The organism is Streptomyces sp. NPDC093111 (genome assembly GCF_040683955.1).
Lineage (GTDB): Bacteria > Actinomycetota > Actinomycetes > Streptomycetales > Streptomycetaceae > Streptomyces.
Window position 1 is genome coordinate 153,838 of record NZ_JBFBNW010000003.1, and the last position, 14,095, is coordinate 167,932.

Genomic DNA, 14,095 nt, shown 5'->3' on the forward strand with positions numbered 1-14,095 from the left:
GGGGGTGACCCCGCCGGTGTCGGCGGGGTCACCCCCTCGGGGGCCGTCGGTGGCGCCCGTCAGGCCTTGCGGGTCCTGGAGGCCGTCTTCTTCGCGGCGGTCTTCTTCGCCGGCGCGGCCTTCTTGGCGGCGGTCTTGGCCGCGGCGGTCTTGGTGGCGGCCGTCTTGGTGGCGGCCGTCTTGGTGGCGGCCGTCTTGGTGGCCGTCGCCTTGGTGCCCGCCGCCTTCTTCGCGGGGGTCTTCCTGGCGCTCCGCGCGGCCGGGGCCGTGGCGTCGCTGACCCGGTCGGCGCCCAGGACCTCGCGGAGGAACTTGCCGGTGTGGCTGGCCGGGACCGAGGCGACCGCCTCGGGCGTGCCCTCGGCGACGACGATGCCGCCGCCGCTGCCGCCCTCGGGGCCCATGTCGATGAGCCAGTCCGCGGTCTTGATGACGTCCAGGTTGTGCTCGATGACGATCACCGAGTTCCCCTTGTCGACGAGACCGGAGAGGACCTTGATCAGCTTCGAGATGTCCTCGAAGTGGAGGCCGGTGGTCGGCTCGTCCAGGACGTAGACCGTGCGGCCCGTGGAGCGCTTCTGGAGCTCGGAGGCCAGCTTGACGCGCTGGGCCTCGCCGCCGGAGAGGGTCGGCGCGGACTGACCGAGTCGGACGTACCCGAGGCCGACCTCGTGGAGCGTGCGCAGATGGCGGGCGATGGTCGGGACGGCCTCGAAGAAGTCCAGGGCCTCCTCGATCGGCATGTCCAGGACCTCGGCGATGGACTTGCCCTTGTAGTGGACCTCCAGGGTCTCCCGGTTGTACCGGGCGCCGTGGCAGACCTCGCACGGGACGTAGACGTCCGGGAGGAAGTTCATCTCGATCTTGATGGTGCCGTCGCCGGAGCAGTTCTCGCAGCGGCCGCCCTTGACGTTGAAGGAGAAGCGGCCGGGCAGATAGCCGCGGACCTTCGCCTCCATGGTCTCCGCGAAGAGCCTGCGGACGTGGTCGAAGACGCCGGTGTACGTCGCCGGGTTCGACCGCGGGGTGCGGCCGATGGGCGACTGGTCGACGTGCACGACCTTGTCGACGAGGTCGTCGCCGTCCACCCGGGTGTGCCGTCCGGGCACCGACTTGGCGCCGTTGAGCTCGCGCGCCAGGTGGGTGTAGAGGATGTCGTTGACCAGGGTCGACTTGCCGGATCCGGAGACTCCGGTGACGGCGGTGAGGACGCCCAGCGGGAAGGAGACGTCGATGTCCCGCAGGTTGTTCTCGCGGGCGCCGTGCACGGTGAGGCGGCGCGAGGGGTCCACGGGGCGGCGGACGTCCGGGGTCGCGATGGCCCTGCGGCCGGACAGGTACTGCCCGGTCATCGACTCCTCGTTGGCGAGGAGCTCCTTCAAGGGGCCGGAGTGGACCACCTTGCCGCCGTGCTCACCGGCGCCGGGGCCGATGTCGACGACCCAGTCGGCGATCTTGATGGTGTCCTCGTCGTGCTCGACGACGATGAGCGTGTTGCCCATGTCGCGGAGCCGGACCAGAGTCTCGATCAGCCGGTGGTTGTCGCGCTGGTGCAGGCCGATGGACGGCTCGTCGAGCACGTAGAGCACGCCGACCAGGCCGGAGCCGATCTGGGTGGCGAGCCGGATGCGCTGGGCCTCGCCGCCGGAGAGGGTGCCGGCGGCCCGGTTGAGCGAGAGGTAGTCGAGGCCGACGTCGACGAGGAAGCGCAGCCGCTCGTTGACCTCCTTCAGGACCCGCTCGGCGATCTTCTTGTCGCGCGCGTTGAGGGTGAGGCGGCCGAGGAACTCGGCGCAGTCGCTGATCGACATCGCGGAGACCTCGGCGATGGACTTGTCCATCACGGTGACCGCGAGCACGATCGGCTTGAGGCGGGTGCCCTCGCAGGTGGGGCAGGGCACCTCGCGCATGTAGCCCTCGAAGCGCTCGCGGCTGGAGTCGCTCTCGGCCTCGCTGTGCCGCCGCTTCACGAAGGAGACGGCGCCCTCGAAGGCGGGGGTGGTGTAGGCCCGCTCGCGGCCGTACCGGTTGCGGTAGCGGACCTCGACCTGGGTCTTGTGGCCGTACATGAGGGCCTTCTTGGCCCGCTGCGGCAGCCCGGCGTACGGGATGTCGGTGCGGAAGCCCAGCGCCTGGGAGAGGCCGCCGATGAGCCGGCCGAAGTACTCCTTGGTGTGGCCGTGCGACCAGGGGTGGATGGCGCCCTCGTCGAGGGACTTCTCCTCGTCGGGGACGACCAGCTCGGGGTCGACCTCCATGCGGGTGCCGATGCCGGTGCAGTCCGGGCAGGCGCCGAAGGGCGAGTTGAAGGAGAAGGAGCGCGGCTCCAGCTCCTCGAAGGACAGGTCGTCGTACGGGCAGTAGAGGTGCTCCGAGTACATCCGCTCGCGCTCGGGGTCGTCCTCGGCGAGGTCGACGAAGTCGAGCACGACCATGCCGCCGGAGAGCCCGAGCGCGGTCTCGACCGAGTCGGTGAGGCGTCGCTTGGCGCTGTCCTTCACGGTCAGGCGGTCGATGACCACCTCGATCGTGTGCTTCTCCTGCTTCTTCAGGGTCGGCGGCTCGCTGAGCTGGATCGTCTGCCCGTCCACCCGGGCGCGGCTGTAGCCCTTGGTCTGGAGGTCGGCGAAGAGGTCGACGAACTCGCCCTTGCGCTCGCGCACCAGCGGCGACAGGACCTGGAAGCGGCTGCCCTCGGGCAGCTCCAGGACCTTGTCGACGATGGCCTGCGGCGACTGGCGGGAGATCGGCCGGCGGCACTCGGGACAGTGCGGCTTGCCGATGCGGGCGAAGAGCAGCCGGAGGTAGTCGTAGACCTCGGTGATCGTGCCGACCGTCGAGCGCGGGTTGCGCGAGGTCGACTTCTGGTCGATGGAGACGGCGGGCGACAGACCTTCGATGAAGTCGACGTCCGGCTTGTCCATCTGGCCGAGGAACTGGCGGGCGTAGGAGGAGAGCGACTCGACGTACCGGCGCTGCCCCTCGGCGAAGATCGTGTCGAACGCGAGGGAGGACTTGCCCGACCCGGAGAGCCCGGTGAAGACGATCAGGGAGTCACGGGGGAGGTCGAGCGAGACGTTCTTGAGGTTGTGCTCACGAGCGCCACGGACGATGAGACGGTCGGCCACGCCGGTCCGCACCTTTCTTCAGAGAGCGGATGTGCCTGAACACCCAACAACCAAGGATGCCGGATGCTTCCACCGAGCTTATAGCACGCACATTCGATTTCCGGCGTTCCGCTGCCCTCTTCACCCGAACGAGTGGCGACACCCCGGCGGCGCTAGGGTCTGCGCCATGATCGACCATGTGCGTGACCTGACCTCCGTGCGCGAGGCGACCGACCGGCTCCTCGACGCGGCCGCCTCCTGGGACAACGCGGCTCTCGCCGAGCCGTCACGGCTTCCGGGCTGGAGCCGCGGCCACGTCCTCGCCCACCTCGCCCGCAACGCCGACGCTCTGGTGAACGTGCTCCAGGGCCTGCCGATGTACGAGGACGGCGAGACCCGTGACGCCGACATCGAGCGGGACGCCGGCCGCCCCCTCGACGTGCAGCTCGGCGACCTGCGCGCCACCGCGGAGCGCTTCCAGGCCGTCTGCGCCGAGCCCGCCGCCTGGGACCGGACCGTGGAGCTGCGCAACGGCGTCACCGACAGCGCCTCCCGGGTGCCCTTCCGCCGCTGGGTCGAGGTGGCCCTGCACCACGTCGACCTGGGCGCCGGCTACGAGCTCGGCGACCTCCCGGAGGAGTTCCTGCTGCGCGAGACCGCCTTCCTCGCCGACCGCTGGTCCGGCCGCCCCGAGGTGCCCCCGGTCACCCTGCGCACCCCGGACGGCACCGACCGCGGCCGGACCGGGGGCACCGAGGGCACCCCGGTGACCGTCACCGGCTCCCTGGACGAGCTCCTGGGCTGGCTGGCCGGGCGCGGCGACAAGGGCGCGGCGCTCGTCACCGAGGGCGGCCCGCTCCCCCAGCTCCCGCCCCTGTAGCCGCCGTTGCCGCCCCGGGCGCCGTGCCCCGGGGATAGGCTGAGGCCATGACGTACAGCGGAGCGGTGAAGGTCGGCGGACCTGCGGACGTGCACGAGCTGACCGACCTGATGATCTCGAAGGTCGCGGTCGGCACGATGAACAACAACGCGTACCTGCTGCGCTGCCGGGCGACCGGCGAGCAGCTGCTGATCGACGCGGCCGCCGAGGCCGGGACCCTGCTCACGCTGATCGGTGACGACGGCATCGCGTCCGTCGTCACCACCCACCAGCACGGCGACCACTGGCAGGCCCTGGCCGAGGTCGTCGAGGCCACCGGCGCGCGCACGTACGCCGGGGCGTACGACGCGGAGGGCATCGACGTGCCCACCGACGTCCGCGTCGAGGACGGCGACACGGTCACGGTCGGCCGGGTCGAGCTCACCGCGCGGCGCCTGGTCGGCCACACGCCGGGCTCGATCGCGCTGGTCTACGACGACCCGCACGGCCACCCGCACCTCTTCACCGGCGACTGCCTCTTCCCGGGCGGCGTCGGCGGCACCTGGGGCGACGCGGAGGCATTCGCGAGCCTGATCCACGACGTCGAGACCAAGCTCTTCGGCGCGCTGCCGGACGAGACCTGGGTCTACCCCGGCCACGGCGACGACACCACGCTGGGTGACGAGCGCCCGCACCTGGAGGAGTGGCGCGAGCGCGGCTGGTGATCCCGACGTGCCCCCGCACGCCCCCGTAACCGGGACGGCGGGCGGGTAGTTGGCGCCACATGCGCCACAGTCACTCTCCGTCGATGGGGCGGCTCGCCGCCGCCTCACTCGTCGGCACCGCCATCGAGTTCTTCGACTTCTTCGTCTACGGGACCGCCGCCGCGCTCGTCCTCGGCCCGCTCTTCTTCCCGAACTTCTCGCCCCTCGCCGGCACCCTGGCGGCCTTCGGCACCTTCGCGATCGGCTTCGTCTCCCGCCCGCTCGGCTCGGTCCTCTTCGGACACGTCGGCGACCGCTACGGGCGGCGGCCGGTGCTCTTCGCCTCGCTGCTGCTCACCGGCTGCGCCACGGTCGCCGTCGGCTGCGTCCCGACGTACGAGAGCATCGGCATCGCCGCACCCCTGCTCCTGCTCGTCCTGCGCTTCCTCCAGGGGCTCGGCCTCGGCGGCGAGTGGGGCGGGGCGGTGCTGCTCACCGCCGAGCACGCCCCGGAGCGGCGGCGGGCGCTGTGGGCCAGCTTCCCGCAGATCGGGCCGGCGGTCGGCTTCCTGCTGGCGAACGGCGTGATGCTGGCGCTGACGGCCGGGCTGAGCGACGCCGAGTTCCGCTCCTGGGGCTGGCGGGTGCCGTTCTGGGCCGCCGGGCTGCTCGCCGCGGCCGGCCTCGGCCTGCGCTCCTCGCTCGCCGAGACGCCCGCGTTCGAGAAGCTGGCCGCCTCGGGGCAGCGGGCGGAGGCGCCGCTGACCGAGGTGTTCCGCGGGCACTGGCGGCTCGTGCTGCTGACGGCGGGCGCGCTGGCGGTCGGCTACGCCGTCTTCTACACGGTCTCCACCTGGGCGCTGACCTACGGCACCGAACGGCTCGGCGTGCCCAGCACGGTGATGCTGGTCTGCGTGATGTCGGCGGTGGCGATCAAGGGGGCGGTGACCCCGTTCGCGGCGATGCTCGGCGACCGCTACGGGCGCCGGACGCTCTGCCTGGCGGGCTGCGCGGCCTCGGCGGTGTGGATGTTCCCGATGGTGGCACTGCTGCACACCGCGGTGCCGCTGCTGATGTTCCTGGGCTTCCTCGGTTCGCTGCTCGCGTTCATCACCATGTTCTCGGTGGTCGCCGCGTACCTTCCCGAGCTGTACGAGCCGCGGGTGCGCTGCACGGGCGCGGCCGTCGGCTACAACCTGGCCGGCGTGCTCGGCGGGGCGCTCACCCCGATCGTGGCGACCGCGCTCTCCCAGGGCGGCGAGGGGCCGCCGTGGGGCGTGGCGGCCTATCTGACGGTGGTGGCGCTGGTGAGCCTGGGCTGTTTCGCCCTGCTCCCGGAGACGCTGCCCTCACGGGCCGCCGCGCCGGAGCCCGCTCCCGAGCCGGAGCCTGAGCCCGCCTAGGCCGTTTCTTCCGGATCGGGCCGGATCAGGGAGCGGTGTCCGGTGCGTGCGATCGCAAGGCGGAGGAGGGAGTCCATGCGGAGCATCGACGACCGACGACAACGCGGCGAGCGTGCGTGCGGGGCGCCGCGAGCCCGGCACGATCCGGAAGAGACGGCCTAGCGGCGCGGGAAACGGCACAGGGGCCGGTACGAGTGGCGTGACACCAACTCGTACCGGCCCCTGCTCGCGTCGGGTGTCAGGCTCCGACGCTGTCCTTCTCGGCCTCGCCGGCGTCGACCGCCGGGGCCTCGGCGGCCTCACGCTGCGCCTGCTTCTTGGAAGCGATGAGGCTCGTGATCGTGGTGATGACCAGGACACCGCCGATGACCGCGAGCGAGAACGCGATGGAGATCTCCGGGACGTGCACCCCGGACTCGTGCAGGGCGTGCAGGACGAGCTTCACGCCGATGAAGCCGAGGATCACCGACAGGCCGTAGCTGAGGTGGACCAGCTTCTTCAGCAGGCCGCCGATCAGGAAGTACAGCTGCCGCAGGCCCATGAGGGCGAAGGCGTTGGCGGTGAAGACGATGTACGGGTCCTGGGTCAGGCCGAAGATCGCCGGGATGGAGTCCAGGGCGAAGAGGATGTCCGTGGTGCCGATGGCGAGCATGACGATCATCAGCGGGGTCAGGACGCGCTTGCCGTTGACCCGGATGAAGAGCTTGGTGCCGTGGTACTTGTCCGCGACGCCGAACTTCTTCTCGACGGACTTGAGGAGACGGTTCTCCTCCCATTCCTCCTCGTCCTCGTCGGCGCGCGCCTCCTGGATGAGCTTCCAGGCGGTGTAGATCAGGAACGCGCCGAAGATGTAGAAGACCCACGAGAAGTTCGCGATGACCGCGGCGCCGGCGACGATGAAGACCGTGCGGAGCACCAGGGCGATCACCACGCCCACGAGCAGCACGCGCTGCTGGAGGTGGGAGGGGACCGAGAACTTCGCCATGATCAGGATGAACACGAAGAGGTTGTCGACACTGAGCGACTTCTCGGTGACGTAGCCGGCGAAGAACTCCCCGGCCGCCTGACTGTTCCCGAACACCAGCAGGCCGATTCCGAAGAGCACGGCGAGGACGACCCAGACGATCGTCCAGATTCCGGCTTCCTTCACCGACACGTCATGGGGCTTGCGCCCGATGAAGAAGTCGACCGCGATCAGGGCAACCAGACCGAGAATGGTCAGCACCCAAAGGGTCATCGAAACGTCCACTGCGCCTCCGGCGTCGTACGGCTTGTGATCAGCGTCGTCGCTGCCGGAGGTCTCTTCCACCCGGGCACGGCCCGGGCCGACGCCCCGGGATCAGATCATCGGATCCGTCCGTACTGACGGGCACGTCGCGCTTGGGGAGTACTCCCCTCCGCGTGAAAAAGAGTACCCGAAAACCCAAGGGAAGGTAAAGAGATAGGTAAAGCCAGTCCAAACCCGCAGGTCAGGCCCCCCATTGCCGACGGGCGTCGGCCACCTGGGAGAGCACCTGCCGCAACACCGCGCTGCCCTGGGGGACCCTCGGCGGCTCGTACGTCCAGGCATGACCGACCCAGGGATTGGCGAGGTGGTCCTCGGGCACCGGCGTGAGCCGCGTCAGCGAGCGCCACAGCGGATCGAGCACCGGCCCGTACGCGGCGGCGTCCGCCCGGTCCGCGACCATCAGCAGGTGCAGGCCGACCTCCGGGCCCTCGTCGGCGAGGTAGCGCAGCTGGTTCACCGCCCGGTCGTCGAAACCGTGCGGGAAGTCGTGCACGACGAGGAGGTGCTCGGCCGTGTCGACGCCGGGCGGCAGGTCGTCGGCGGCACCGGCGCGGAGCGCCATCTGCAGCAGGTCCACCCGCTCGGTGAGCTGGGCGAGGCAGGCCGAGACCCCGGCGGCACCGGCCGCGGGCGGGCCGGCCAGCACCCCGGACTCCACCAGCGGGGCGAACGCGCCCGCGCCCGCGCCGGCCGGGTCGATCACCCGCACCCGGAAGCCGTCCGTCGGATACACCGCGACCAGCCTGGCCACCAGCGCGACGGCCGTGTCCAGGGCGAGCGTGCGCAGCTCGGCCTCGTCGAGGAGGGCGGCGGCCTCGCCGTGGCCGCGCCCCGAGTCCACCCAGAGCCCGCGGGCCAGCGGCAGCCGGGCCAGGAACGGGATGCGCAGCCCGGTGCGCTCGGGGAGGTGGAGGTCACCGAGTCGGACGGCCATCGGCGCCTCCATCGGGACCCGGTAGGCCTGCCAGACGGGGCTGTCCCAGCGGGCGTAGGCGGCGGGCAGGGCCGGCTCGACGACCTCGGACTCGGCGGTGAGCTGCGCCAGGTCGCGGTCGAGCGCCTCCTGGGCGCGGGCGGTGAGCTCGTCGTGCTTCGCCCGGGCCGCGGCCCGGGCGGCGTCCCCGGCGCCGCCGATGCGGGCGCGCGGGTCGGACAGGACCCGGTCGAGCTCCTGGTCGAGGCGGGACTCGGCGAACTGGCAGGCGCTGCGGTAGGCGGCGGCCGTGCGGGCCAGGTCCTCGAACATGCCCCACACCTGGTTGTACAGGCGCTCGTCCATGGACCAGCCGGTGGCGTCGCCCGCGACGGGGACCGGGTGGGCGGGCGCGGCCGGGGGCTGCTCGGGTCGCGGCGGGACGGCGGCGTCGGGCGCGGGCCGGCGGCCCCGGTGCGTGTAGTCGATGGGCCCGCCGGGGGCGGCCGGCGCGGCCGGGGCGGGCTGCCGGACCCGGTCGGCCTCGGGGAGGCGCGGGGGCGGTGCGGCGACGGAGCGGGCCAGGCCCTGCGCGACGGCTTCCAGGATCGAGCCGGCGAGCTCCGCGGGGCGGTCCAGGCCCTGGTCGGCGAGGAGCGCGGCGAGCCCGCCCTCGTACCCCTGGCCGACGGCCCGGACCTTCCAGGCGCCCTGGCGGCGGTAGAGCTCCAGGGCGACGACCGCGGACTCCCGGTCCAGGCCGGTGAGGGTGTAGTCGGCGATGCCGGTGCCGTCGGGTGCCGTGACGGTGACGACGGGGGCGGCGGAGGCGCCGAAGCGGGGCGGGCCCTCGACGCCGACGGGCAGGGCGAGCAGGACGCAGACGCGGTGGACGGCCTCCTCGACGGCCTCCAGGTCGACCGCGAGCCGGTGCGCGGTCGCGGCCTGCCGGGGCACCTCGACCCCGGGCAGCGCGGTCGCCCCGGGGTGGGCGACAGCCCCGGGGCCGGGGACGCGTCCCCCTTCGTCGACCAGGGTGACCGCGGCGAGGACCGGATGACCGGCCGAGACCCGGATCTCCAGACGGGTGTGGGGCAGGGGGTGGTTCTGCCCCCGGACCAGCTCGGCGGTCATCTGCTGTGTCTCTCCGTACGTGCGGACGTGCTGCTTACAGGACCGGGAAGATCGACGGCATCAGGTCCTGGAAGGTGCGGCCGTTGGCCGAGTTGCCCAGGGCCGTCATCTGCCAGCCCGAACCGGCCCGGTGCACCTTGGCCATGATCTGGGCCGTGTACTGGCCGCCGCCGTGGAGCGTGAAGCGGGCGAGCTCCTGGCCGTTGGTCTCGTCGACCAGGCGGCAGAACGCGTTCTGCACCTCCTGGAAGGTCTGACCGGTGAAGGAGTTCACCGTGAAGACGATCTGGTCGATGTGGACCGGGACGCGCTGGAGGTCGACCAGGATCGCCTCGTCGTCGCCGCCCTGGCCGACGCCGCCCACCAGGTTGTCACCGGTGTGCCGGACCGAGCCGTCGTCGCTGACGAGGTGACGGAAGAAGACCACGTCCACCGGCTGCTTGTCGGCGAACAGCACGGCGGAGGCGTCCAGGTCGATCTCGCGGGTGCGCGAGCCGAACAGGCCGCGGCGGGGCGCCGCCTGCCAGCCGAGGCCCATCCGCACGGACGTGAGGCTGCCCCCGTCCTTCTTCTCCAGGCTGATGGCCTGCCCCTTGGTCATGTTGACCGTCACGCGCTGCCCCTCTCATCGGTGTGAGCAGCACCCTACGCAGGGGCACTGACAACGCGCCGGGAGCGGCCCGGATTTGTGTCGGTCTTGCAACACACCGGGCCGCCGTGCGCGGGCGGCCGACCGGCCGGTCAGGCCAGTCCGGCCTCCTTCATCTGGCGCAGCTCCTTCTTCAGCTCGGAGACCTCGTCGCGCAGCCGCGCGGCGACCTCGAACTGGAGCTCGGCGGCGGCGGCCTTCATGCGGTCGGTCATCTCCTCGATGATCGAGGCCAGTTCGGTCGCGGGGCGGTCGCCGAGCTCGACGGTGGAGCCGGGCTTGCCCGCCCTGCCCTTCGGGGCGTGCGCGGCGAGCGAGGGGACGGGGGCCTTGGCGCCCTTGCCGTCCTTCGACTTGCGGTAGCCGCTGCCGAGCAGCTCCTCGGTGTCGACCTCCTCGCGCGCGATGGTGGCGACGATGTCGTTGATCTTCTTGCGGAGCGGCTGCGGGTCGATGCCGTGGGCCTTGTTGTAGGCGACCTGCTTCTCGCGGCGCCGGTTGGTCTCGTCGATGGCCTGTGCCATGGCCGGGGTGATGGTGTCGGCGTACATGTGGACCTGGCCCGAGACGTTGCGCGCGGCGCGGCCGATGGTCTGGATGAGCGAGGTGCCGGAGCGCAGGAAGCCCTGCTTGTCGGCGTCGAGGATGGCGACCAGGGACACCTCGGGCAGGTCGAGGCCCTCGCGGAGCAGGTTGATGCCGACCAGCACGTCGTACTCGCCGGCCCGCAGTTCGCGCAGCAGCTCGATCCGGCGCAGGGTGTCGACGTCGCTGTGCAGATAGCGGACCTGGATGCCGAGCTCCAGGAAGTAGTCCGTGAGGTCCTCGGCCATCTTCTTGGTGAGGGTGGTGACCAGCACGCGCTCGTCGCGCTCGGTGCGCAGCCGGATCTCGTGCACCAGGTCGTCGATCTGGCCCTCGGTGGGCTTGACCACGACCTCGGGGTCGACGAGTCCGGTCGGGCGGATGATCTGCTCGACGAAGCCGTCGCCCCGGGAGAGCTCGTAGGTGCCGGGGGTGGCGGAGAGGTAGACGGTCTGGCCGATCCGCTTCTGGAACTCCTCCCACTTCAGCGGCCTGTTGTCGAGGGCCGAGGGGAGCCGGAAGCCGTGGTCGACCAGGGTGCGCTTGCGGGAGGCGTCGCCCTCGTACATCGCGCCGATCTGCGGGACGGTGACGTGCGACTCGTCGATGACGAGCAGGAAGTCCTCCGGGAAGTAGTCCAGGAGGGTGTTGGGCGGGGAGCCGGGCTCGCGGCCGTCGAAGTGCATCGAGTAGTTCTCGATGCCGGAGCAGGAGCCGATCTGGCGCATCATCTCCAGGTCGTACGTGGTCCGCATGCGCAGGCGCTGGGCCTCCAGCATCTTCCCCTGCTTCTCCAGCTCCTTGAGGCGCTGGTCCAGCTCGCGCTCGATGTCGTTGACGGCCCGCTCCATGCGCTCGGGGCCGGCGACGTAGTGGCTGGCGGGGAAGACGTACAGCTGCCGGTCGTCGCTGATGACCTCGCCGGTGAGCGGGTGCAGCGTGGAGAGCGCCTCGATCTCGTCGCCGAACATCTCGATGCGGACGGCGAGCTCCTCGTAGACCGGGAAGATCTCGATGGTGTCGCCGCGGACGCGGAAGGTGCCGCGGGTGAACGCCAGGTCGTTGCGGGTGTACTGGATGTCGACGAAGCGGCGCAGCAGCTGGTCGCGGTCGATCTCGTCGCCGACCTTGAGGTCGACCATCCGGTCGACGTACTCCTGGGGGGTGCCGAGGCCGTAGATGCAGGAGACCGAGGCGACGACGATGACGTCGCGGCGGGTCAGCAGCGAGTTGGTCGCGGAGTGGCGCAGCCGCTCGACCTCCTCGTTGATCGAGGAGTCCTTCTCGATGTAGGTGTCGGACTGCGGGACGTACGCCTCGGGCTGGTAGTAGTCGTAGTACGAGACGAAGTACTCGACCGCGTTGTTGGGCAGGAGCTCGCGGAACTCGTTGGCCAGCTGGGCGGCGAGCGTCTTGTTCGGCGCCATCACCAGGGTGGGGCGCTGGAGCTTCTCGATCATCCAGGCGGTCGTCGCCGACTTTCCGGTACCGGTGGCGCCGAGCAGGACGACGTCCTTCTCGCCGGCGCGGACGCGCCGGTCGAGCTCGGCGATGGCGGCGGGCTGGTCGCCGCTGGGCTGGTAGGGACTGACGACCTCGAAGGGCGCCACCGTACGTTCGATCTTGGAAACGGGCCGCATGGAACCACCGTACGACCCGGCACTGACAGCCGGGCGGTGATCGGCTCAGCGCCGCGTCCGGGGCGGGCGGTTCACCAGTCCTGGGAGCGGTGGGTGCCGCGGTGGGCGCCCCTGCGGGCGGTGCGGGCGGCGGGCCGGGACGACGACCAGTTCGCGGGCTCGCCGTACGCGGGGGCGCGGCGCGGGGCGGGCACGCCGGGGGCGCCGTGCCGGTAGCCGCCACGGGCCGTGGGCTTCTGCCAGTCGGGCTCGCCCATGACGAGCAGCGGGTCGAACATGACCACGACGGCGGCCAGCAGGAGGAAGACGGCCGGCCCGATCAGCATGGGCAGCAGGAGCGAGGTGGCGGTGTCGCCGGTGCCGGGGGCGGGCGTGCCGTGCAGGTCGACGTCGACCGCCGCCATGGCGGTGTAGTGCATGCCGCTGACGGCCAGGCCCATCACCAGGCTGGCGCCGAGGCTGGCGAGGAAGCCGTGGATGGAGACGGCCGCCCAGAGGGAGACGGTGGCGGCCACGACGGCGATGACCACGGAGAGGGCGACGGTGGGGGTGTCGTAGGAGATCTGGCCGTGCAGCCGCATGCCGGCCATGCCCAGGTAGTGCATGGTGGCGACGCCGAGTCCTGTGATGGTGCCGCCGGTGACCAGGGTCAGGGCGGTGGCGCCGCGGTAGCCCACGATGAAGATGCCGATGCCCACCATGACGACGGCGACGCCGAGGCTGGCGAAGGTGATGGGCCGGTCGTAGCTGATGGGGGCCTGCTGGACGGAGAAGCCCATCATGGCGATGAAGTGCATGGTCCATATGCCGGTGCCTATGGAGGTGGCGCCGAGCGCGAGCCAGCCTGCCTTGAAGGTGTCGTCGTGGCGCAGCGACCGCGTGGTGCAGCGCAGTCCGAGCGCTCCTCCGAGGCAGGCCATGAGGAAGGCCGCCACCGGTGTGACGAGTCCGTAGCTGAATCCGTCGACCGTGCCCTGCATGAGCGTCTGTCCTCCACCCCTGGTGCAACGTCGTCCGAAAACAGTCGGTACCGCTGAGTAGTGCTACCGGATTATGGCGGCAGGCGGGCCCCCTCGGCCATGCCGTCCGGGAATTGACCTGCCCGGTTGTCAGTGCCGGGTCGTACGGTGATCGGCATGGAGAGCGAGAAGCCGGCGTCGGGACGGACGACCGGGCGGGTGGAGTGGACGGTGGTGCCCAGCACCCTCGGTCCCCTGCTGCTCGCCGCGACGGAGCGGGGTCTGGTGAGTGTGGTCTTCCATGCCGACGACCGGGTGCGGGAGCGGGCCCTGGAGCGGCTCGCGGGCGCCCTGGGCGGGGAGCTCGTGGAGAGCGCGGAGGGCCTGCTGGCCGAGCCCGTGCGGCAGCTCGCCGACTACTTCGGCGAGAGGCGGCGCGGCTTCGCCGTCAAGCTGGACTGGTCGCTGGTGACCGGATTCAACCGCCAGGTCCTGCGCGAGCTCGCCGAGGGCGTCCCGTACGGCTCGGTGGTGGGGTACGGGGAGCTGGCGCGACGGGTCGGGCAGCCCGGGGCGGCCCAGGCGGTGGGCGCGGCGATGGGCGCCAATCCGCTGCCGGTGGTGGTGCCGTGCCACCGGGTGGTGGAGAGCGACGGCGGGATCGGGGGCTTCGGCGGGGGTCTGGAGACCAAGCGCCGGCTCCTCGCCCTGGAGGGCGTGCTGCCGGAGCCGCTCTTCTGAGCCAGGGGCGCTCCCCCGGGGCGGCCCGGCCGTTCCCACGCTGTGGGAAGGCTGGCACTATGCGTAAGTGACCACCATGCCAGGCGCCCCTGACGCGCTCCAGCCGACCGAGA

10 protein-coding genes are annotated in these 14,095 nt (G+C 71.4%); 4 read left to right on the top strand and 6 right to left on the bottom strand.

Going from position 1 to position 14,095, the window contains the following annotated elements:
- Positions 1 to 59: 59 nt before the first annotated feature.
- The gene (gene uvrA, locus AB0Q96_RS05535) at positions 60 to 3,128 is read right to left on the bottom strand and encodes an excinuclease ABC subunit UvrA (RefSeq protein WP_365321947.1); all 3,069 of its coding nucleotides are present in this window, start codon (positions 3,126 to 3,128) and stop codon (positions 60 to 62) included.
- Between the two features lie 166 nt (positions 3,129 to 3,294).
- On the opposite strand from uvrA, the gene AB0Q96_RS05540 reads away from it, so the two are divergent.
- From AB0Q96_RS05540 to AB0Q96_RS05550, 3 genes are all read left to right on the top strand, one after another.
- Positions 3,295 to 3,987: a maleylpyruvate isomerase family mycothiol-dependent enzyme gene (locus AB0Q96_RS05540; protein WP_365321949.1), complete on the top strand. Its 693-nt coding sequence runs from the start codon at positions 3,295 to 3,297 to the stop codon at positions 3,985 to 3,987.
- A 47-nt stretch (positions 3,988 to 4,034) separates the two neighbouring features.
- Entirely contained in the window at positions 4,035 to 4,691 is a 657-nt protein-coding gene (locus AB0Q96_RS05545) for an MBL fold metallo-hydrolase (protein WP_365321950.1), read from the top strand.
- An 83-nt stretch (positions 4,692 to 4,774) separates the two neighbouring features.
- Positions 4,775 to 6,073, top strand: coding sequence for an MFS transporter (locus AB0Q96_RS05550; RefSeq protein WP_365321952.1), 1,299 nt, complete (start codon positions 4,775 to 4,777; stop codon positions 6,071 to 6,073).
- A 238-nt stretch (positions 6,074 to 6,311) separates the two neighbouring features.
- Here the strand turns inward: AB0Q96_RS05550 and AB0Q96_RS05555 are convergent, their stop codons facing one another.
- The 5 genes from AB0Q96_RS05555 to AB0Q96_RS05575 all read right to left on the bottom strand — a co-directional run bounded on the left by AB0Q96_RS05555 (position 6,312) and on the right by AB0Q96_RS05575 (position 13,262).
- On the bottom strand, positions 6,312 to 7,322 hold the full coding sequence (locus AB0Q96_RS05555; protein WP_365321954.1) for a TerC family protein: 1,011 nt from the start codon (positions 7,320 to 7,322) through the stop codon (positions 6,312 to 6,314).
- A 220-nt stretch (positions 7,323 to 7,542) separates the two neighbouring features.
- Positions 7,543 to 9,408 carry a TerD family protein gene (locus AB0Q96_RS05560; RefSeq protein ID WP_365321956.1) on the bottom strand — a complete coding sequence of 622 codons (1,866 nt, stop codon included), beginning with the start codon at positions 9,406 to 9,408 and terminating at the stop codon, positions 7,543 to 7,545.
- 34 nt (positions 9,409 to 9,442) lie between these two features.
- Complete coding sequence (locus tag AB0Q96_RS05565; RefSeq protein ID WP_365321958.1) at positions 9,443 to 10,021, bottom strand: TerD family protein; 579 nt, start codon at positions 10,019 to 10,021, stop codon at positions 9,443 to 9,445.
- Positions 10,022 to 10,149: 128 nt separating this feature from the next.
- Positions 10,150 to 12,282, bottom strand: a complete 2,133-nt coding sequence (gene uvrB / locus AB0Q96_RS05570) for an excinuclease ABC subunit UvrB (RefSeq protein WP_365321960.1) — start codon at positions 12,280 to 12,282, stop codon at positions 10,150 to 10,152.
- 71 nt (positions 12,283 to 12,353) lie between these two features.
- The gene (locus AB0Q96_RS05575) at positions 12,354 to 13,262 is read right to left on the bottom strand and encodes an MHYT domain-containing protein (RefSeq protein WP_365321961.1); all 909 of its coding nucleotides are present in this window, start codon (positions 13,260 to 13,262) and stop codon (positions 12,354 to 12,356) included.
- 156 nt (positions 13,263 to 13,418) lie between these two features.
- Here AB0Q96_RS05575 and AB0Q96_RS05580 point away from each other — a divergent pair, with 156 nt between their 5' ends.
- The gene (locus tag AB0Q96_RS05580) at positions 13,419 to 13,982 is read left to right on the top strand and encodes a methylated-DNA--[protein]-cysteine S-methyltransferase (protein WP_365321963.1); all 564 of its coding nucleotides are present in this window, start codon (positions 13,419 to 13,421) and stop codon (positions 13,980 to 13,982) included.
- Positions 13,983 to 14,095 lie beyond the last annotated feature (113 nt).